The following is a 19,533-nucleotide window of genomic DNA, read 5'->3' on the forward strand; positions in this document are numbered from 1 at the left end:
GAGGTACTCACCGGGCTGTGCCCGCCTCACCAAGGAACCGCCCGCGATCGGCCAGGACGGCAAGGACACGGTTGTTGGTGGCTTCATCGGCCAGGGTGATTCGTACCCCGTCCAGCGCGTAACCGCGCACTAAAATATCGGCGTCGGCCAGCGCTTCCAGGAGCCGCATCCGCAAATCGTCGTCGGCCCGCAGCCAGTAGAAGTTGGCCTGGCTGTCCGGCACATCCCAGCCGTAGCTTCGCAGCGCCTCGATGACCCGGGTGCGTTCCCGGGCTACCGCCTCGGTCCGTTCAAGGACCTCGTCCCCGGCTGCAAGCGAGGCAACCGCGGCCGCCTGCGCCATTCTGTTGACGCCGAAGGGGACGGCGGTTCGGCGGAGGCCTTCGGCGATGTCCGGGCGGGCTATGGCGTAGCCGATCCGCAGGCCTGCCAGCCCGTAGGCCTTGGAGAAGGTCCGCAGGATGCAAAGGTTGGGGTAGCGGCGGTAGAAATCGAGCGAGTCAACGCCTGGCCCGCGCTGGAACTCGATGTAGGCCTCGTCCAGCACTACCAGCACGCGTGCCGGAACCGAGCGGAGGAACTCCTCAAGCGCAGCTTCACTGATGGACACGCCGGTGGGGTTGTTGGGCGAACACAGGATTACCAGGCGGGTTCGGTCGGTGATGGCCACGGCCATGGCGTCCAGATCGTGGTGTTCATTGGCCAGCAGCGGCACGGGGACTGAAGCGGCGCCTGCCACTGCCACCAGGATGGGGTAGGCCTCGAAGGACCGCCACGCATACACCACCTCGTCGCCGTGGCCGCAGACGGCGGAAATGATCTGCTGCAGCACACCCGAGCTTCCCGGGCCGGCGGCAATTTCGTCAGGGCTGACACCGAAGTGCCCGGCAATGGCTTCACGTGCCTCCACCGCACCCGTGCTGGGGTACCGGTGGATCCTCCCGGCCTCGGCCGAGATGGCTTCGATGACAGATGGCAGGGGAACGAAGTGGCTTTCGTTCGAGGCCAGGGCGGCGGTCAGGGCAGACTGCGCGCTCTTGCCGGCCACGTAGGCGGGAAGCTGGGCGACGACGGCGCGGACCTCGGGTGCCGCGGCTTCGGGAAGGGTGCTGGTCATGGACAGCATGGTGCGCGGATTCGGGACGTTTGCGCAACACAACGGTTTGGCGGAGGACAGATCAAGCCCTGGGAACAGGCCGGGATGGCAAAATGCTCAGTATGCACCTCATTGATGCTCTTGACGCAGAGATCCTCCTCACACTCGACCAGGACCCCCAGGCCACCGTGCTGTCCCTCTCGAGAACGCTGGGAGTGGCGCGCAATACTGTGCACGCCCGGCTCCGCCGGCTGGCCACCGACGGGAGCCTGGCGCCCTTCAGCCAGCGGGTGCGGACGGAAGCGTTGGGCCTGCCGCTGCTGGCCTTCATTTCAATTTCGATCAGCCAGTCCTCCAGTGACATTGCCGTGGCGGCGCTGCAGACCATTCCGGAGATCATCGAGATGCATGCCACCACCGGCGACGCCGACCTGCTCGCCAAGGTGGCCGCGAAGGACCCGGCTGACCTTCACCGCATCACCAACGCGATGCTGGCGATTGACGGCGTCGTCCGTACCAGCACCGCCATGTCCCTGGTGGAGGTCATGCCCACCCGCACCCTCCCGCTGCTGCAGGCGGCAACCCGCAAATAGCGGACCAACGCCCGCTCACCTTTGGCGCGTTTTGAGGCAACGCCCGCTCACCTTTGACCCGTTTTGAGGCAACGCCCGCTCACTCCAGGGGTTGAGAGTGAGCGGGCGATTGGGCAATAGACGTCAAAAGTGAGCGGGCCTCCAAGGGGCGTAGAAGCAAACGCAATAGAACAAATTCTCCCAATAACTTTCGGTCAAACTGTTGACGGACTTTGTCAGGCGCTGATAAACCTGAAGGGCAGAAAGCGTTTCCTCACAGACCAAATCCCTCGAAATTACTCCCGTGGGAATGCTTGGCCAAACGAATGAAACGTTACAAAACTGTCGTGCGGCAGACTCAGCTGCCGCCGCATCAAAGGAGATGTTCTTTTGGCACACCGCTCAATGTGTTCCCCGAAGTCCCCAGCGGGCAGGGCCTGGAAGGCTGCGCCCGCCGCAGCCGTGGCCACTTTCACCGCAGCGGCGCTCGCTTTCACCGGTGTCCCGTTCGCCGCTGCTGATCAAGGCCAGCCAACCCCGGCAGTGTCCGGACCCACGCGCCAGGTGGAAAACCTGGACCGCGCCCCGGTGGCAGTGCTCACGGACCAGGGCGTCACCCTGGGCTGGCGGATGCTGGGCCTGGACAAGGACAGTGTGGGCTTCCATGTCATCCGCGACGGCGTCCAGATCACCGACGAGCCCATCCGCAGCACCACCACCTATGTGGACCCGGCGGGAACGGCCGCCTCCAAGTACGTCATCAAGACGGTGGGGAACGGCAATGGGCAGGACAAGCTCAGTGCCGAGTTCAGCCCGCTGGCACAGAACTACCTGCCCATCAAACTGGACAAGCCGGCCGATGGCGTCAGCAAGGACGGCAAGCCGTACACCTACACGGCCAACGATTCGACCGTGGCGGACCTGGACGGCGACGGCGCCTACGAAATCATCCAGCTGTGGAACCCTTCCAACGCGCAGGACAACTCCAAATCCGGCTACACCGGCAACGTATACGTGGACGCCTACAAGATGGACGGCACCAAGCTGTGGCGCATCGACCTGGGCCGCAATATCCGCGCCGGGGCCCACTACACCCAAATGCTGGCCTATGACTTTGACGGCGACGGCAAGGGGGAAGTGGCCTTCAAGACCGCCGACGGCACCACCGATGCGGCAGGAACGGTCATTGGCGATGCCGCCGCAGACTACCGCACCAGCGCCGGCTACATCCTCTCCGGGCCGGAATACCTCACGGTATTCAACGGCGCCAGCGGCACCATCATGGACACCGTTCCCTACGACCCGCCCCGCGGAAGCGTTGCCGCCTGGGGCGACAGCTACGGCAACCGCGTGGACCGTTTCCTGGCAGGCGTTGCCTACCTCGACGGCGAGCACCCGTCCCTGATGTTCAGCCGCGGCTACTACACCCGCACCGTCCTGGTCACCTACGACCTGGTCAACGGCAAGCTGGTCAAGCGGTGGAAGTTCGATTCCGACGTTGCCGGCGCCGAATACAAAGGCCAGGGCAACCACAACCTCTCCGTGGCAGACGTGGACCAGGACGGCAAGGACGAGTTCGTCTTCGGCTCCATGACCATCGACGACGACGGCACCCCGCTGTACAACACCAAGCTCGGCCATGGCGACGCCATCCACACCGGCGACCTCGATCCCTCCCGCCCGGGCCTGGAGACCTTCGCCGTCCACGAGAGCATGTCCGCCAGCGGCAACCGCGGCGCCACTTTCCGCGATGCTGCAACGGGCGAAGTGCTGTGGAGCATTCCCGCCGTCAAGGACACCGGCCGCGGTGCCACCGGCGACATCGACCCCCGCTTTCCCGGCTCGGAAAGCTGGGCCGTGGGTGGCGACGCCGCCTGGAACTCGCCCGTCGGGTACCTGATGTCGGCCAAGGGGGAGCGGATTTCGGACAAGATCCCCGCCGCCAACTTCATGGCGTGGTGGGACGGCGACCTGCTGCGGGAAGTCGTAGACCACGACTTCAACGCCGAGGCCGGCGTGGGCGTACCCACCATCTCCAAGTGGAACTGGGAGACCGAAACCAGTGACAGGCTGCTGACGGCCACCGGTGCCCGCACCAACAACCACACCAAGGGAAACCCGTCACTTCAGGCGGACCTGCTGGGCGACTGGCGCGAGGAGCTGGTGTTCCCGTCCGCGGACAGCACCGAGCTTCGGGTTTACACCACCACCTCGCCCACCGAGATCCGGCTCCGTACCCTGATGCACGATCCCATGTACCGGACCGCGGTAGCCCGCGAAACGGTGGGCTACAACCAGCCGCCGCACCCGAGCTTCTTCATCGGCGAGGGAATGCAGACCCCGGCCATGCCGGCTGTCTTCTACGCCGGAAACGCCAAGTAGGCCCAGTCCAACTATCGCGGGACGGCTGGCAGCAATGACAACGACCGTGGCCAACCGCCACGGTCGTTGTCATTGTCTCGACGGTTCTCGGTGGCAACGAAGGCCCAAGGACTCTGTGTTGGGCGGACAGCCAGCGACAGGAGCGGAATCGTTTGCCTACTCCTACATCTCCATTTCGAAGATCTCCTCTCTGACGTTTTCATCAACGTCCCGTAGGTGCAGCAGTTAGTGCGAACTCTTCACCTCGTCGACAAACTGCTGCGCGATCTGCGACATCAGGTTCAGCGCCTCTTCCTCAGTTATCGCCAGCCCTGTGTTTGCGCCCATATCGAGAGACACCGTTCCGGCCAGGACGCGGAGCCCGACCCCAGCAGTGTTCCCGCTAAAGGATTCCTTGGTGACGTAGGCCTTCTCCCCGATGTCCGGACCAGGGAGAAGCTGGATCGTTATCTTCTGGGGCCCGGTGGCTCCGAACACCGTCTGGTCGAACGTGGTGCAGCGGACCATCAGTTCCGGGCTGTAATCAAAGTCGGCTCTGGCAAGAGTCTCCCGGGGACCGCTTCGGACATCGAAAAGGATCATGCCGGTTCCATGGGCGCCAACGTTAAAAATCTCGGCCAGCGCGAAGCCCATGGAGGGATCCAGTTGTGCCTCGTGCTGCCACGACCTATGGAAGACGTTGCACTCACCCGGCTCGGTCGGACCCAGTATCGAGGATGCTGATGCAGACATTGGCGGCTGCGTCATCAAGGCGTAAGACTTGCGGGCCATGGCTGTGTCTTCGGCCCTTCCGCCGTGCGGCTCCAGCACTTTGCTGCTGATTGCCATGAGCTCCTGGTCTGTGAAGACCTTCGGCGGCGTGGCGGTGGCCTCAGCCGACGGCGAGGCGGTACTGCTTGCAGCCGTTGTGGTGCTGCTGCCGCTGTTGGATGCGGTATCACGAGATTGCCCGGCTCCGCACGACGTGAGGATTAGCGCTCCGGCAGCCAGCATGAGGGCTCTGCCAACCCGACTGGCAGGCAGGAGCTTCCGTACGGATTTTCCGGCTTCTGGATGCATCAGAGTGTTCCTCAGGATTCGTTTCTTCCAAGAGCCTGGCGGGCGGCGAGCACGGGCTGGCTCAGAAGTTGATCCCCTTGACCAGGGTGACGAACTGTTCCTTGACCTGCTCTTCGGTGGGCCCGGCTGGTGAGATCAGGATCTCTGCGACAAATATGGCCATGTTCTGGCCGCGGGCCACCATCAGTGACATGTAGGTGACCGGGACATCGCTTGGCGGCCGGAGTGCTTTTGGTCCGCCCGGATCTGACCGGATAACCAGGATGGCTTTGTCGCCGACACCTTCGATGCTTTGGCCATCAGGGGGCAGAACTCGCGAGAGCGCGGACGCGCCGCCCTGGTGGAGCTCGATGGCGAATTTGAGTGAGTCAGGCCCTGGTGTGCCCAGAGCGCCAAATAGGTATCGGCAGTTGCCCTCGCCGGGGAGAACCTGCGCCTGGGTTGTGGCCCCGAAGGCCTGCTTGAGTGCGTCGGCGCTGACCAGGGCGCAAACGGGGCTGTCTGTCTCAGTCTGGGGACCGACAGGTGGCGCGGCCGGAACATGAAGTTCAGCGCCGTTGCCCCACCCGCCCTCGACAAGGGCCTGGGCAAGTGCTCGCGCTGTGGCGTCACCGTCCGGTACCGGGAAATCCGGCGTTATTGGTGGTGCGTCGACGATGCGCAGGTCGAGGGACTCGTTGCCCCGGACTGCCTTCAGGACAGTGTTGGCCGACGCCCCTCCGGGCTCGCCGCGGAACCACCCCGTCCACTGCATGCAAGCGAAGTCACCGATGCCCTCCACTGCTGAGCAGTCCGGAGTATTTTTCGTTTCCGCAATCTGCGGCGCCGAGGCGGGCGATGTCAACGAGACGGAAAGAGCCCGGCTTTTGCTCGATTTACTCATGTAGCTGCAGACGTACGCGGGGCTCCCTGCCGGCTTGCCCCCCGTTCCCATCTGGGCAAGCCCAGGATCGATCTTCGCGGCGATGTCCGGCGCGATGAGGTCACAGGCAGGGCTGCCCGACACGGGTGGGGGAGGTTCGGTTGGTCTAGTTGAGGGGGACTGCGTTGGTTCGGATGAGGGTGATGTTGTTGGGGATGAGGGCGTGCCCCCTTGCGTGCAGCCGCCAAGGAAAAGGGCCAGTGCCGCGGAAAGCATAAGAACTCTCCGAGGGGCAAGCTTCCGGTGAACGCGCATTGCTTCCCTCTCATCCTCCAAAAGCTGCCCCCCGAAGGGTGCCCCTGATGCGCTGATGCTACGGAGGCGAACGCCGCTTCAGAAGAGGCTTAGGACCCGCTGAGGAGCAGGCGCGCAGAAGTGGAGCCTCATCGCACTGCCGCCGTGAAGGTCGGCGTCTTCGTAGGCGCGATCCTGAGCCCTGGCCTCGTGGGCGGCGCTCCCTTGTATGAGCTGGACCTCGGGTGCATGATCCGCATCTGGCCGATCATCTTGAATTCGTCATCCGGGACGGGGCAGTCATCACAAGCGCCGTCATCTGAGCGATAACGGCAAAGCGCCGCCCGCCTTGGGGGAAGGCGGGCGGCGCTAGTTTTGCGGGTGGCGGTCAGTGTCCGCCGAGGTTGCCGCCGACAGGCGGCAGGCCGCCGTCGTTGCGGTCGTCCCCGCGCCGTTCGCCGGCGCTCAGGTTCTCGCCTTCCAGCGTCTCGTCGGACTCACCCGTGGTGTCCACCAGGCCGTTGGTCTGGTCGAACGTGTGGCCGATCCTGCCGTCATCCAGGTCTGCGAGGGAGCCGCTGGAGCCTGCAGCCGAGGTCGTACCTGCCGCTGTGGTGTCAGCCGTCCCCGTGCCCGGGTAGGCGCTGCCGGTGGTGGCGCCGGTGGTGAGGGGCTCGGCCGGGACTGCTGTGGTCGTGTCCGTCGTCAGCGGGGTGACGGTGGCCGGCTCGCCGGGAGCTACCGGCGTTACCGTTTCATCGGCGGCCGCTGTTTCTCCCTTGTTGCCGCTGGCAGCCATGGCTGCTGCTGCGCCGGCCGCCGCTGCAATGCCCACGCCGGCAGCAACCTTGCCGGAGACACCGGCCTTGCCGGAATCACCGCGGGATGCACCTGCGTGCTCGACACCGGGCGTGCCCACGGTGGCGCCGGGGTTGACGGAACCGCGCCACGCGCCGCTGGCATAGCCTTCATCCTCGATAAATTCCTTGAACTTCTGCAGGTCCGACTCCGCCTGCCGGTCCACGACGTTGAGCTTGTCGCCCACCTTTTCGATGACGCCTTCGGGCTCGTATTCGAGGGTCAGCTTGATGGAGGTCTGGCCGCCGCCCACGTCTTCGAATTCAACAGCGCCGGCGTTCGTGGCACCTTCGGTAGCGGCCCAGGCAACCTTGCGGTCCGGAACCTGCTCCAAAATCTTGGCTTCCCACTGCCTGCGGACCCCGCCGATCTCGGCCACCCACTCCAGGCGGTCATCACTGAGCTGGGTCACGCTCTTGACGCCGCCCATGAAGTGCGGAAACTCCTCGAACTGCGTCCACTGGTTATAAGCGGTGCTCACCGGTACGTTGACCAGAATGCGTTTTTCGACCTTCGTGCTCATAACGTCTCCTTCGCTTTGCTACCGGGAACTGATGAGTAGGAAAAATCATCAGCATGCTTACCAACATACCTTTTGGGTGCTGATGTTTCCAGAGCCTCACTTCAGCGGGTATGGGAAAACCACGACGGCGGCACCTGAGTGGGTGCCGCCGCCGCGGTCTGTTTAGGGCTGGAGGGTCAGTCCAGGTACTGGCCCACCAGCGCCAGGTTCTGGATGACTGCCAGCCCGAACTGGGCGGTGTCGTTGGTGGAGACGGTGGGCGCTTCATCCACCGGCAGCAGCACGTGCGGAGGCTCGATCCTGCGGAGCGTGAAGGCGGATTCGTGGTTCAGGTGCTCGCCGCCTTCGGCAAAGCTTTGCCACGCCCGGGCTGCCAAATCCGGATCATTCAGCTTCGACGCCGCGTAGGCCGTCAACCGGCTGTGTGCCTGGGTGAGGTAGATGCCGTCGAGGGGCTGGCCCACGGTGTCCACCTGTTCCTCCTTGCCGGCCAGGAACAGGCGGCAGTACTGCAGCCACGCCCGCTCGAATTCCGGATCGTCCACCAGGTCCACCAGTTCGCTGCAGATCTCCACCAGGCCGAACACGGCGCTCAGGTGCGAAACCGAGATCATTTCCCGCCCCGTATCGAACCGGCCCTTGTCCAGGTGGTACAGCGCTTCGCCCGTGAGGAATCCGTACTTGAGCTTGCCGATGTCCGCCATGGTGCCCAGCAGCCGGTCCCGGGACCGCGGGTTGCCGGTGCGTTCCCAGTCTGTCAGCCAGGTGGCGGCGAGTGAGCCCCAGTCCGTCCCCAGGCCCACGCCGAGTGCGTCGCGGTTGGGACGGTAGGTGGCGGCGTCGGGCCGTACTTTGCGGACCGGGTCCAGTCCCAGGAAGTTCTGGTCGCTGTCAACCAGTTCGGTGAGCAGGTCCCCGGTGCGCTCGTCTGCGGTGAGGTAGTAGTAGAAGCGGCGGTAGGCGGGCGTGCTGATCCGCAGCTGCTTGGCGCTGCAGCCCCAGTGCTGGACGTTGTGCCGGGAACCCAGTCCCTCCCAGGGGCCCAGGTGGTAGACGTCCACCTCGCCCGTGTGCCGTGTCATGGCCTCCGCAAAGCGGAAAATGTCCGCCCGGCCGGAGCGCAGGTAGGAATACCACAGCCACAAGTCCGGGGAGAGCTCCGAGTTGTCCCACGCGTAGCCGCCTACGTCGTACCGCCACACGTGCCGGTCAAAGTCGTAGGTGTGCATCACGTCGCCGTAGTTCCAGAAGCCGTACCAGCGCCGCTGCTCCACCTGGCCGGCGTAGAAATCGAACAGGAAGTCCAGCCGGTCCTCCAGCCGTGCCCGCGCCGGGGTGCTGCGGTCCACCGGATCCCAGTCGCCGAAGACGCCCGCCGCGTGCAGGTATTCCGGCGTGGCCTGCAGGAGGGCGGGGGTGGAGGCGGCCGCAGCGTCGGCGGCGAGGTTTTCGGTGGTGGGGGTCGCGTCGTAGGCGAACAGGGTCAGCTCATGCGTCCGGGCGATTCCGGTGGGGTTGCCGAAGCCCGGCTCATAGTCCTCATATGTGATCTCCAGGCCTTCGAGCTGCTCCTCGAACGTGTCCTGGCTCAGGCCGTCATGGTAAAAACGCAGGTCCATCGGCTGCGCCTCGGGGGAGTAAAGCCAGGCGGTCAGCGATGCTTCGTCCGTGCCGGCGCCGCGGATGTCCAGCTGGCCCGGGTGGGACTGCCAGAAATCCTTGATCCCCACACCCAGGCCGCCGCGGGTATCGCTCAGGGAGCAGAAGCCGCCGGCGCGGGTGCCCCCGGAGATCCCCACCCACCCGTGGCCGGCGGCGGTGCGCTTGCGCAGCTCGAATCCATCAGCGCTTAGCTGGCTGAGGGTGTAGTCGCCCCAGCTGGGGATCAGGTGCAGGCGGTTTGAGACTTCCGGATTCCAGCTGTCCGCCGGGGGAGTGGGGCGGCCGGCGATCTGGGCGTCCCGCACCTCCGCGCCGGGATCCCGCCGCAAGCCGGTAAGGCCGCGGACCGCTTCGGTAAGGAATCCTCCATCGGCGCCCGCGATGCGGATGTGCCGGTCATGCAGTTCAGCCTCCAGCGGGACCGTGAACTGCACGCCCAGCCCGGCCAGGAAGTCCCGGTCCGCGTCGCCGTCCCAGATGAACGAGTGCACCATCCGGACGCTGCGGGCGTTGGCGTGGAAGTAGAAGCGGATTACAAATGGCAGCCAGTCCCGCTTTTCACTCCCCGGCACGTCCGGGCGGTGGTGGCCTTCGATCCGCACCACGGCACGCACGGGACCGCTTTGTTCCAGCACGATGGCGTTGACCCCGCCAGTGAAGGCATCCCGGCCAACCGTTCCCGCGCCCTCGGACACGCTGTCCTGCAGCAGGCTCACCAGCCGGGCGTCGCGGGCGACTTCCCGCCCGTCCCGGGAAAGGCTGCTGAACAGGGTGGACCCGCTGCGCTTGATCACCATCTGCAGGACGCCGGTGTCCACGGTGAGAGCGTCGGCACCCTCGGTGACCGTGACGGACAGACCCCCGCCCGGCGACGGCCAGCCGGCGGCGGAGGTTGTGCCGCCGTCGGCCGTCACGTGGTAGCTGGCCGACGGCGTATCCGTGGCCGGGAGCGCGACGCCCGCCCACTTCAAGGAGCCGTCCGGCCATGTTGCCAGTGGCCAGGCCTGGCTGGAGACCGGCGTGCCGGTGCTATCGGCAACTGCCAGCGCCTCCGTGCCGGGCACGGTCCCGCGCGGGAATGGCATGCCCCACGTGGTTCCGCTGCTGATTTCTGCTGGTGCCTGTCCATCGATCCACCTGATGAGGGTGCTGTCCGTCATGTCATCCAATTCCACTGGTGATTGCTGCGCGAAGAAGTCCCGCCGAAGGCGGGAAAGCGCTTTCTCGATTTGAACTACAACGTAGTAGACCAGTGGCGTGCGTGCAAGGGGATTTTGCCAGGCGGTCCCGGCTGCCGGCAGGAAAGGCAGCGGGGAGGGAGCTTACTTTTTGGCCTCCCCGTCGTCGTCCGGCCCCTCGGCCGGGTCCTGCGCGTGTACGCTGAGATCAGTGGGGTCCGCGCCCGGATCGCCCTCGGCCGGTGATTCGGCATGGATCCGGTCGTCGTCGTCCCTTGAACGATTTTCAGTCATGACTGCTCCTCGTGGCCGTGTTCGCGGTCCCCTCATTGAGCGCCCCGGTCCCTGACCTGTCAAGGACTTCCAGCGCAGTGGGTCGCGGCCGGGCTTGCTGTGCCGGGCTGGTACGGCTGTGAGATCAACCGCCGCCAAGCTCTCCCGCTGATTCCCCGCGGTCTTCATAAGGCGTACGGATGCCCGCCGTCCCAGCAACGGCGGGCATCCGAGTCTATTGAGCCGGCATGGTGGGCCGGAGGGTCAGTCAAGCGGCAGTGTCACCGTCACGCTGGTGCCTTGCCCGGGCGTGGAACTGATGTCCATCGCACCGCCGGCTTCCTGCACGGCCACCGCCATGAGCCGCAAGCCGTACCCGTGGTGCCGTCCGCACGTGGCCAGATTACTGTCAAAGCCTGTGCCGTCGTCGGCCACGATCAAGCGGATGCCGTGGTCCACGGCTGCCAGCTGGATGTTCAGTGTGGACGCGGACGAGAACTTGAACGCGTTGCTGAGGACCTCGCGGGCGGACTGGTACAGGAGGGACGCGCAGTCCGCCGGGATCTCGATGCCCCAGTGCGGAGTATCCCAGTGGACCGCGGTCCCGCGCTGCCGCAGGGGTGCGGTGAGCCGGTCGATGCATCCGGCGAGCCCCAACGTGTGGAAGTCCAGCGGCTGTTTGTCCGTCAGCACGCCTCCCACGGTTGTGACTTCGTTGTCCAACGCTGTTCTGCTTCCCATGACGTCCTGCTCCCCACAAGCTGGTTGTGTCCTATGGCTTCAGCGTGGACCTGTAAGGTCTAGGGATCGCAAGGTTTGCCTCAAGATCGCATCAATTCTGCGCGCGGATGGTGACGGGGTGCACTGCCGGCCTTTGTTTCAGTTCCGCCGCACTGGGGACGGAAGACGTATGCCTGCTTGGTTGATGTCACTTGTTTGGGGCACCGGTGCCGGTGCGGCCCTGGTCCTGGGAGCTGCCGTTTCCTGGCGGTGGTCCATCCCGTCCAAAGTTGTTTCCACGATCATGGCCTTCGGAGCCGGCGTGCTGATCTCGGCGCTTGCCTTTGAGCTGGTGGACGAGGCCGTGAAGGGCGGCGGGCTGTGGCCCACGGTGGCGGGCTTCCTGGCCGGGGCGGTGGTGTACGTGGGCGCCAATATGCTCCTGGCGCGGGCCGGCGCCAAGCACCGCAAGCGGTCCGGAGACCAGCAGCCGTCCGAGAAGGACGATCCCGGCAGCGGCACGGCGATAGCCGTAGGCGCCCTGCTGGACGGCGTTCCGGAATCAGTGGTTCTGGGTGTCGGCCTGTTGGCCGGGGGAGCGGTGAGTCCTGCCATGCTGGCGGCTGTCTTCATCTCCAACGTCCCCGAGGGCCTGTCCGGTACGGCCGGCATGAAGAAGGCCGGACGGAGCAGGGGCTATGTGTTCGGGCTCTGGGGCGGCATCGCGGTCCTCAGCGGTATGGCGGCGCTGCTGGGATATGTGGCGCTTGAAAACGCACCGGAAGAACTGGTCGCGTTCATCACCTCCGTTGCGGCTGGCGGCATCCTGGCCATGCTGGCGGACACCATGATTCCCGAAGCCTTCGAAGAGCACCACAACCTCACCGGGCTGACCGCTTCCGTGGGGTTCCTGACCGCGTTTACGATTCACCATCTGGGGTAGGGAACCGGGCCTAAGTAAATGGCACGACGGCGGGGTGCGGCGCAGTGCCGCACCCCGCCGTCGCGCTTTGCTGCAGGGCATACGCCTGCCGGACGCCCTTACACCCCGGCAAGGACGGGTGCCGTCAACCGGCCGTCCCGCATGGTGGCCACGGCGTCCGTCAGCGGCACGAACTCGGTGTCATGCGTGACCATCACCGTTGCCACCCCGAACTCCGTTGTTACCTGGCGCAGCAGGGCAATGATCGAGGCGCTGCGCTCGTGGTCCAGCGCGGCGGTGGGCTCGTCCACCAGCAGCACCTTGGGACTGCCCATGAGTGCCCGGGCGATGTTCACCCGCTGCCGCTGTCCGCCGGAAAGCTGGTGCGGCAGCTTCCGGGCGCTCGCGGAGAGGCCCACAAGGTCCAGCAGTTCTTTTGCCTTGGCACGTGCCAATTTGGCGGGCTTTCCGCGCAGGTGTTCGCTGATGATGAGTTGTTCGACGGCGGTGAGCGAGGGCAGCAGGTTGGGCTGCTGGAAGATGATGCCCACTTTGCCGCGGCGCAGGGCGGTGAGCTCCCTGTCCTTGAGGGCCGCGGTGTCGGTGCCATCGATGATGACCTGTCCGCGGGTGGGGCGGACCAGGGTGGCGGCCACGGCCAGGAGGCTGGACTTGCCGGAGCCTGAGGGGCCTACGAGTGCCACGAGCTGGCCCGCGCGGGCGGTCAGGCTGACCCGGTCCAGGGCTGTGGTGGTTCCGCCGCCGTCCGGATACTCGAGGGTGACGTCGAGGAGGTTTAGGGGAGCAGGAATAGGGGACATGAGGGTGTTCCTTTCGGGGAGGGAGGAGTTAGTTGCCGCCGAGCGCCAGGAGCGCATCGACCTTGGTCACGCGGCGGACTGCCAGGGCGGCGCCCGCCAGGCCCAGGGCAACAATCCCGACGACGGGAAGCACCGTGGTGCCCGCGTTCAGCAGGAACGGGGCAGCCTGCGCGGCCAGGGAACCGGCGGCCACGCCCACGGCCCCACCCGCTCCAGCGCCCGCGACGAGGACAATCGCGGCCTGGGTCAGGGCGTCGCGCAGGATGTAGGAACCGGGGGCGCCCATGGCCTTCAGCACCGCGATGTCCCGGGTGCGCTGGATGGTCCAGACGGTCAGGAAGGCCACGATCACCAGGGAGGAGATCCCGTAGAGGAAAGCCTGCATCAGGGTCAGGGAGCCGTTCTCGCTCTTGAAGGAACCCAGCGCCTGGAACGACCCCGTACGGGACTCGCTGACCGTATGCGCGGTTGTATTGGCCGCGGCCTCGTCCACCCTGGCCCCGTCCGCGTAGGTGACCGCGACGACGGTAGCCAGCTGGCCGCCGTCGGACACGTGCGCCGCTTTGGCCCAGGCGGGCAGCGCCGTCCACACCACGCTGGTATGGGCATACCACTGGTCCGGCACCACGGCGGCGACCGAAAGCTCCACGCCTCCAAAGGACACCCTGTCCCCCTGGCCCACGGACAGGGCCTCCGCAACGGTTGTGCCCAGCACGGCGGTGCCGGTGGATACCTCGATGGGCGCCAGCGAACTGCCCGGTGAAACACCGAAAACCGCCACGTTGGCCGTTCCTGAACCACCGGCCGTCTGGGCCCGGGTCTGGGTGATGCCCAGCGGCTCGGCGGACTCGACGCCGGGCTGGTCCCTCCACGTCTCCACTTGGGCGGCAGTCACGGAGCTTTCCGTGTAGGACGCCTTGGGGGCGGCTGACCCCGGTGCCCCGAAAACGATGGTGTCCACCGGTTTGGTGCCGGCCGCACCCAGCCTGTCGATGGCGGATGTCGACTGCTCGGCCAGTCCCGCGGTCAGGCCGGACAGCATGACCAGCAGGAGGGTGATCAGGGCTACGACGCCGCCCATCATGGCGAACCGGCCTTTGGCGAAGCGGATATCGCGGATTGCCAGGAACACGTTGTTTCTTCTCTCAGCAGGGGTGGTTGTTCTTGTCCTTCCACTCTCCCGGGAAGGGTATGGAGCGGCATCGCGGGGACGGTTGATCCGCACGCGTGGAAGGGTGGAGCCGGGAGTCAACCTTTCGGTTGATCCCCTGCGGGCGGTCCCGGCATAAGCTGAGTGAATGCCTGCCACGCCCCCGCCGCAAACACTGGAAAAGGCCGGCGGCATCCCGGCGAAGGGGCCATTGGCTGCCTTGGAAAATGCCTCGTCGGCGGCCATCCTCCGGGTCCTGCGGGTCACCCTGCACACGGGGTTTGCCGTGCTGCTGGCTGTGGCACTGGTCCGGATGCTGATGGCCGGAGGCCCGCTGCGCTGGTTGTGGGCGGGGGCCGCCGTGGTCCTGGCTGCTGTGTACCTGGCCGGAACGGTCGTCGAAAAACGACATGCCGAAGCCCGCACCGGGTTCAACCCCCGCCGCTACGGCCTGCTGTGGCTGGGCCTGGTCACGGGACTGTGGGCGTTCCTGCTCGCCGGGAGTGCCGACTTCGCCTGGCTGGCCTTCCCCATCTTCTTCCTCCACCTCCACCTGCTGCCCCGCCGCGCCGCGCTGCTTGCGATTGCGCTGATGACCGTGGCTGTGGTCGCGTCACAGTGGGCTGCCGCCGGCACACCTGTGCCGCACGCGGCGGCCATCGTAGGGCCCGTTCTGGGCGCGGTTTTCTCGGTGATCACCGGGCTTGCGTACGCCGCCCTGTACCGGGAAGCGGAGAACCAGCGACGTGCGGCGGACGAACTGCGCCGCACGCGGGAGGAACTGGCCAGGTCCCAGCATGAGGCCGGGGTGCTGGCGGAACGCGAGCGGCTGGCCCGGGAAATCCACGACACCCTGGCCCAGGGGTTGTCCAGCATCGTGCTCCTGGGGCGGGCGGCGGAGAAGTCGCTCATGGACGGGGATACTGCCATGGCTTCCGAGCGGGTGGCGCGGGTGCAGCAGACCGCTACGGATAACCTTGCGGAGGCGCGCAGCTTTGTCCGCGGCCTCTCTTCGCCCCAGCTGGAGGGCACAACCCTGGTGGAGGCCCTGCGCCGGCTGTGCGGGACCACGGAGACCGGCGCCGCGGCTGCGGGAGTTGCGCTGCGGTGCCGGCTCGAGGTGGACGGCGAGCCGCAGGAGTTGCCCCAGCCGGTCCGCGTCACCCTGCTGCGGGCGGCGCAGGCCAGCCTCGCGAACGTCCGTGAACACGCCCGGGCCGCCAACGCCGTCGTCACCCTTGCTTTCCTGGGCAGCGAGGTGACCATGGACATTTACGACGACGGCACGGGGTTTGATCCGGCCGGTGCGGCCGGTGCCGCGGACACAGCGGACGGCAGCGGGTTCGGGCTGCGCTCGCTGCGGGAGCGCGTCAATGCGCTCAACGGCTCGCTGGCAGTTGAATCCGCGCCGGGAGAGGGCACTGTGGTGGCCATCCGGTTGCCGCTGGGAGGGGGACCGCGTGGGTGAAGTGCGTGTCCTCCTCGTGGACGACCACCCCGTGGTCCGTGCCGGGCTGCGGGCCATGCTCACCGGGTTCGAGGGCATCTCCATTGCCGCGGAGGCCTCCGACGGCGCGGCTGCGCTGAAGGAGCTGGCACGGCTGAGGACGCTGGGCGAGACGCCGGACTTGGTCCTCATGGACCTGCAGATGGGCAGCGGAATGGACGGGGTCACGGCCACCGCACAGATCCGGAAGCTCGCCGCGCCGCCGCCGGTGCTCATCCTCACCACGTACGACACCGACGCGGACATCCTGGCCGCGGTGGAGGCCGGGGCCAGCGGCTACATGCTCAAGGACGCGCCGCCGGAACAGCTGCGGCAGGCCGTCCTGCAGGCCGCCGCGGGCGGCACAGCACTGGCGCCCCGGGCCGCTGCCCTGCTGATGCAACGGATCAGCAATCCCGGCACCTCCCTCACCCCGCGGGAGGTGCAGCTGCTGGAACTGCTGGCCACCGGCCTTTCCAACCGCGCCATCGCCAAGCACGTCTTCATCTCGGAGGCTACGGTGAAGACCCACCTGGTGCACATTTACGGCAAGCTTGGCGTGGACAACCGCACGGCCGCCATCGCCGTGGCCACGCAGCGGAGGATCATCCGGGCGCCGGGTTCCAAGGGCTGACTGTGCAGTAGGTTTATTCCACTGCCCCAGGCCCATTGTTCAAAGGAGAATGAATGTCCCGTCCGGTTCCAGCCGTTGATGCCCTTCTTGCCACTTACGGTGCTCCTGATGCCTGCGCAGCCGAGCTCCTGTGCGACAGCCACGATCCCAATGGTGTTGCCTTCACGGTGGTTGCCGCAGACCTCTCCTCGGAGGACATCACCTACGGCGAGCTCCGGGAGCGCTCGGAACGGGGAGCGGCTGCCCTGGCAGAGCTGGGGGTGGGGCCTGGAGATGCGGTGGCCACCCTGATGGGAAAGTCGGCCGACCTTGTGGTCATGCTCCTGGCCATTTGGCGGCGCGGGGCTGTCCATGTGCCGCTGTTCACTGCCTTCGCGTGGCCGGCCATCGAACTTCGCCTCACCGCGTCCGGCGCAAAGGTTGTGATTACTGACGCCGACCAGCGGGCGAAGATCCAGAAAACCACGGCCGCCGTGGTGGTTGCCGGTGCAGAAGCCTCCAGTCCGGACCTGGCGCTCACGACGCTCCTGGCCGGGCAGCAACCCGGAATCGTGGCTGAAGCTGTGGGAGGTGACGGTGACCTGGTGCTGATCTTTACGTCCGGCACCACGGGTGCTCCCAAGGGTGTGCCGGTGCCCGTCCGGGCGCTGGCCGCGTTCCGCCAGTACGTCGAAGTGGGCCTGGACGTCAGTGAAGAGGACGTCTTCTGGAATGCCGCAGATCCCGGCTGGGCATATGGCCTGTACTACGGGATCCTGGGGCCCATGGCGGCAGGGCGTCGCAACCTGTTGCTGCGGCCGGGGTTCTCGCCGGAACTCAGCTTCAAGGTGTTGGAGGCATTTTCGGTCACCAACTTCGCGGCTGCTCCCACGGTGTACCGCACCATGCGTGCAAAAACCGACGCCGGAACGGGACCTTTCCGGCTGCGGCGCGCCTCTTCCGCCGGCGAGCCGCTGACCCCCGAAGTGATCAGCTGGGCCCGGGAGGTGCTGGGCGTTCCCGTCCGGGACCACTACGGACAGACCGAACACGGAATGATGATCATCAACGCCTGGCACGACGACGTGAGGACGGAGCTCCGTTCCGGTTCCATGGGCCGGCCCCTGCCGGGGTGGAGCTGCGCTGTCCTCAAGGACAACGCCGACGAGCCGGCCGCGCGGGGCGAACTGGGCCGCGTCGCCGTCAACGTGGCCGAAAGCCCCATGATGTGGTTCAGGGGGTACCGGGACGCCCCGGACAAAACGGCCGAAAGGTTCAGCGCGGACGCCAAGTGGTACCTGACCGGTGACGCGGGCATGGTGGACGCGGACGGCTACTACTTCTTCTCTTCCCGTGATGACGACGTGATCATCATGGCCGGATACCGGATTGGCCCTTTCGATGTGGAGAGCGTCCTTGCCACCCACCCGGCGGTCCTGGAAACTGCCGTGGTGGGCGCCCCCGACGAACTGCGCGGAGAACTCCTGGAGGCCTATGTCGTGCTGGCGGAAGGGACCAACGGCAGTGACGCCTTAGTGGCCGAACTCCAGACCATGGTCAAGACGCAGTTCGCCGCGCACGCCTACCCGCGCCGCATCCACTTCGTGGCGGACCTGCCCAAGACGCCGTCGGGGAAGCTGCAGCGCTACATCCTGAGGCAGCAGCGGGCCGCGGAAGCGGGCAGCTAGCAGGCAAGAGATTTAGGCGGTTCCTGTTCGCCGGCAAAAGTGATGCCCCCTTTACCGGCGCCTTTTGCCGTTGGGGCTGTTAGCGTGGAGGCCCAGCCACAGAAGGAGGAGCGATGTCCGTCAATTCACCTGATTCACTGCCCGAGGATGAGCCGCAGGAAGGGTCCACGGCCGGCAAAGGGAATGCCAACGGCGGGATCCCCGGGGGTAAGGACGGCGTCGGGATTTCCGATGGTGCCGAGCCCAACACCTTCGAACCCGAGGAAGATCCTGATGCCACGGCGGGGCCTGCTGATTGAGGTTCCTTGAAGAACTCCTTGAGGCCCCTCTCAAGGTTGGCTCAAGATTGGCCGAAGGTGCCCGTTTTGGCACTTTGGCCAACCTACTGACCGGTAGTTTGTAACTGCTTGCCCGCCATTTCCCCCGGCAGGGAAGCAAGAAGCCCTCGCGCTGGAGCTAGACTCGCGCGGGGGCTTCCCCCATGTTCCGGCCGCGTCAGTGGTTCGGCAAACTCACGCGCTCGAAGTGCTCCACGGTCGGGAACGGCTCATAGAACCTGTGCAGCAGGGTCCGCCACTGCTGGTACTCGGGAGAGCCGCGGAAACCGAGCGTATGATCCTGCAGCGTCTCCCACTCGACCAGCAGTAGGTAGATGCTGGGGGATTCGATCGACCGGGACAGCGACAACGACATGAAGCCCGGCATCGAGGCAATGATGGGGCGGGCCTGGCGGAACGCGGCCTCGAATTGCTCCTCGCGGCCAGGGATGACGGGAAGCAGCGCATGTTCGGTAATCACCGGGCAAGTCTTTCAGACCGGTGGCGGGGAATATGGCTGGCTAGGGTTTGTTGATCCAGTAGCGGCGCTTGCCGTTGCGCGTGTCCTCATACCGGCCACCGTTTTTCTCGATGGTTGCCCGCGATCCGGCGTTGTCCTCGTCGCAGGTCAGGAGAACCCGGTCGATCCCGAGTGACCGCGCCACGGGAAGCGCGTCCGCAAGGGCTTGCGCTGCATGGCCCCGCCGCCTGGCAGCGGGCCTGACGCTGTAGCCGATGTGCCCGCCTTCGTTCAGGAGGTAGTCGGTCAACTCATGCCTGATGGCCAGCGAGCCCACGAACCTGCCGCCGTCGACAATCCAAAGGTAGGTGCAGGGCACAAAGCCGGGCTTACGCACGGTTTCGGGCAGGGCGTCCTAGACGAGGGCATCGACGAAGCGGCCAAACACCTGGGCGTCCTTTAGTTCGTCCAGGGACCAGCCGTCGGCACCCGCACCGTCTTGGCGTGCGCCGGCAAACTCACCGGCTGCTTCAAGCCAGGATTGATGGAAACTGACGTTTGGGGCAATGAGCTGGGCCATCACACGCCCGGGACCCT

Annotated in this window: 19 protein-coding genes; 7 read left to right on the plus strand and 12 right to left on the minus strand. The window is 66.1% G+C overall.

The window, feature by feature from the left end:
• Positions 1-7: 7 nt before the first annotated feature.
• The gene (gene hisC / locus ACR65K_RS17650) at positions 8-1,126 is read right to left on the minus strand and encodes a histidinol-phosphate transaminase (RefSeq protein WP_440154305.1); all 1,119 of its coding nucleotides are present in this window, start codon (positions 1,124-1,126) and stop codon (positions 8-10) included.
• 83 nt (positions 1,127-1,209) lie between these two features.
• Between hisC and ACR65K_RS17655 the strand changes: the two genes are divergently transcribed.
• Together ACR65K_RS17655 and ACR65K_RS17660 are read left to right on the plus strand one after the other, a co-directional pair.
• Positions 1,210-1,689 carry an Lrp/AsnC family transcriptional regulator gene (locus ACR65K_RS17655; protein ID WP_440154306.1) on the plus strand — a complete coding sequence of 160 codons (480 nt, stop codon included), beginning with the start codon at positions 1,210-1,212 and terminating at the stop codon, positions 1,687-1,689.
• A gap of 384 nt (positions 1,690-2,073) precedes the next feature.
• Positions 2,074-4,050 carry a rhamnogalacturonan lyase gene (locus ACR65K_RS17660; protein ID WP_440154430.1) on the plus strand — a complete coding sequence of 659 codons (1,977 nt, stop codon included), beginning with the start codon at positions 2,074-2,076 and terminating at the stop codon, positions 4,048-4,050.
• A gap of 225 nt (positions 4,051-4,275) precedes the next feature.
• On the opposite strand, the gene ACR65K_RS17665 is transcribed toward ACR65K_RS17660, so the two are convergent.
• The 6 genes from ACR65K_RS17665 to ACR65K_RS17690 all read right to left on the minus strand — a co-directional run bounded on the left by ACR65K_RS17665 (position 4,276) and on the right by ACR65K_RS17690 (position 11,500).
• A complete protein-coding gene (locus ACR65K_RS17665) occupies positions 4,276-4,878 on the minus strand; it encodes a hypothetical protein (RefSeq protein WP_440154307.1) in 603 nt (200 codons plus the stop codon).
• A 292-nt stretch (positions 4,879-5,170) separates the two neighbouring features.
• On the minus strand, positions 5,171-6,115 hold the full coding sequence (locus tag ACR65K_RS17670; protein ID WP_440154308.1) for a hypothetical protein: 945 nt from the start codon (positions 6,113-6,115) through the stop codon (positions 5,171-5,173).
• Positions 6,116-6,653: 538 nt separating this feature from the next.
• A complete protein-coding gene (locus ACR65K_RS17675; RefSeq protein ID WP_440154309.1) occupies positions 6,654-7,646 on the minus strand; it encodes an SRPBCC family protein in 993 nt (330 codons plus the stop codon).
• A 176-nt stretch (positions 7,647-7,822) separates the two neighbouring features.
• Positions 7,823-10,483 (minus strand): exo-rhamnogalacturonan lyase family protein, encoded by a 2,661-nt coding sequence (locus ACR65K_RS17680; RefSeq protein ID WP_440154310.1) that lies wholly within the window; start codon positions 10,481-10,483, stop codon positions 7,823-7,825.
• Between the two features lie 147 nt (positions 10,484-10,630).
• Positions 10,631-10,780 (minus strand): hypothetical protein, encoded by a 150-nt coding sequence (locus ACR65K_RS17685; RefSeq protein ID WP_440154311.1) that lies wholly within the window; start codon positions 10,778-10,780, stop codon positions 10,631-10,633.
• Positions 10,781-11,023: 243 nt separating this feature from the next.
• Positions 11,024-11,500: a sensor histidine kinase gene (locus tag ACR65K_RS17690; RefSeq protein WP_056329797.1), complete on the minus strand. Its 477-nt coding sequence runs from the start codon at positions 11,498-11,500 to the stop codon at positions 11,024-11,026.
• Between the two features lie 169 nt (positions 11,501-11,669).
• Here ACR65K_RS17690 and ACR65K_RS17695 point away from each other — a divergent pair, with 169 nt between their 5' ends.
• A complete protein-coding gene (locus ACR65K_RS17695; RefSeq protein WP_440154312.1) occupies positions 11,670-12,422 on the plus strand; it encodes a ZIP family metal transporter in 753 nt (250 codons plus the stop codon).
• Between the two features lie 98 nt (positions 12,423-12,520).
• On the opposite strand, the gene ACR65K_RS17700 is transcribed toward ACR65K_RS17695, so the two are convergent.
• Together ACR65K_RS17700 and ACR65K_RS17705 are read right to left on the minus strand one after the other, a co-directional pair.
• Positions 12,521-13,222, minus strand: coding sequence for an ABC transporter ATP-binding protein (locus ACR65K_RS17700; RefSeq protein WP_440154313.1), 702 nt, complete (start codon positions 13,220-13,222; stop codon positions 12,521-12,523).
• Between the two features lie 28 nt (positions 13,223-13,250).
• Positions 13,251-14,354 carry an ABC transporter permease gene (locus ACR65K_RS17705; RefSeq protein WP_440154314.1) on the minus strand — a complete coding sequence of 368 codons (1,104 nt, stop codon included), beginning with the start codon at positions 14,352-14,354 and terminating at the stop codon, positions 13,251-13,253.
• A gap of 166 nt (positions 14,355-14,520) precedes the next feature.
• Between ACR65K_RS17705 and ACR65K_RS17710 the strand changes: the two genes are divergently transcribed.
• The 4 genes from ACR65K_RS17710 (at position 14,521) to ACR65K_RS17725 (ending at position 18,458) form a co-directional block, all read left to right on the plus strand.
• On the plus strand, positions 14,521-15,840 hold the full coding sequence (locus tag ACR65K_RS17710; RefSeq protein WP_440154315.1) for a sensor histidine kinase: 1,320 nt from the start codon (positions 14,521-14,523) through the stop codon (positions 15,838-15,840).
• Positions 15,833-16,492, plus strand: a complete 660-nt coding sequence (locus ACR65K_RS17715; RefSeq protein ID WP_440154316.1) for a response regulator — start codon at positions 15,833-15,835, stop codon at positions 16,490-16,492. The genes ACR65K_RS17710 and ACR65K_RS17715 overlap by 8 nt, the downstream gene beginning before the upstream one ends.
• 53 nt (positions 16,493-16,545) lie before the next feature.
• On the plus strand, positions 16,546-18,159 hold the full coding sequence (locus ACR65K_RS17720; RefSeq protein ID WP_440154317.1) for an AMP-binding protein: 1,614 nt from the start codon (positions 16,546-16,548) through the stop codon (positions 18,157-18,159).
• 113 nt (positions 18,160-18,272) lie between these two features.
• Positions 18,273-18,458: a hypothetical protein gene (locus tag ACR65K_RS17725; protein ID WP_440154318.1), complete on the plus strand. Its 186-nt coding sequence runs from the start codon at positions 18,273-18,275 to the stop codon at positions 18,456-18,458.
• Between the two features lie 196 nt (positions 18,459-18,654).
• Here ACR65K_RS17725 and ACR65K_RS17730 read toward each other — a convergent pair whose 3' ends face one another.
• From ACR65K_RS17730 to ACR65K_RS17740, 3 genes are read right to left on the minus strand one after another with little or no spacing between them, the layout of a single operon-like run.
• A complete protein-coding gene (locus ACR65K_RS17730; protein WP_440154319.1) occupies positions 18,655-18,957 on the minus strand; it encodes an antibiotic biosynthesis monooxygenase family protein in 303 nt (100 codons plus the stop codon).
• Positions 18,958-18,997: 40 nt separating this feature from the next.
• Complete coding sequence (locus tag ACR65K_RS17735) at positions 18,998-19,333, minus strand: GNAT family N-acetyltransferase (RefSeq protein WP_440154320.1); 336 nt, start codon at positions 19,331-19,333, stop codon at positions 18,998-19,000.
• Positions 19,334-19,351: 18 nt separating this feature from the next.
• On the minus strand, positions 19,352-19,516 hold the full coding sequence (locus tag ACR65K_RS17740) for a hypothetical protein (RefSeq protein WP_440154321.1): 165 nt from the start codon (positions 19,514-19,516) through the stop codon (positions 19,352-19,354).
• Positions 19,517-19,533 lie beyond the last annotated feature (17 nt).

This window comes from Arthrobacter sp. SAFR-179, from assembly GCF_059414945.1.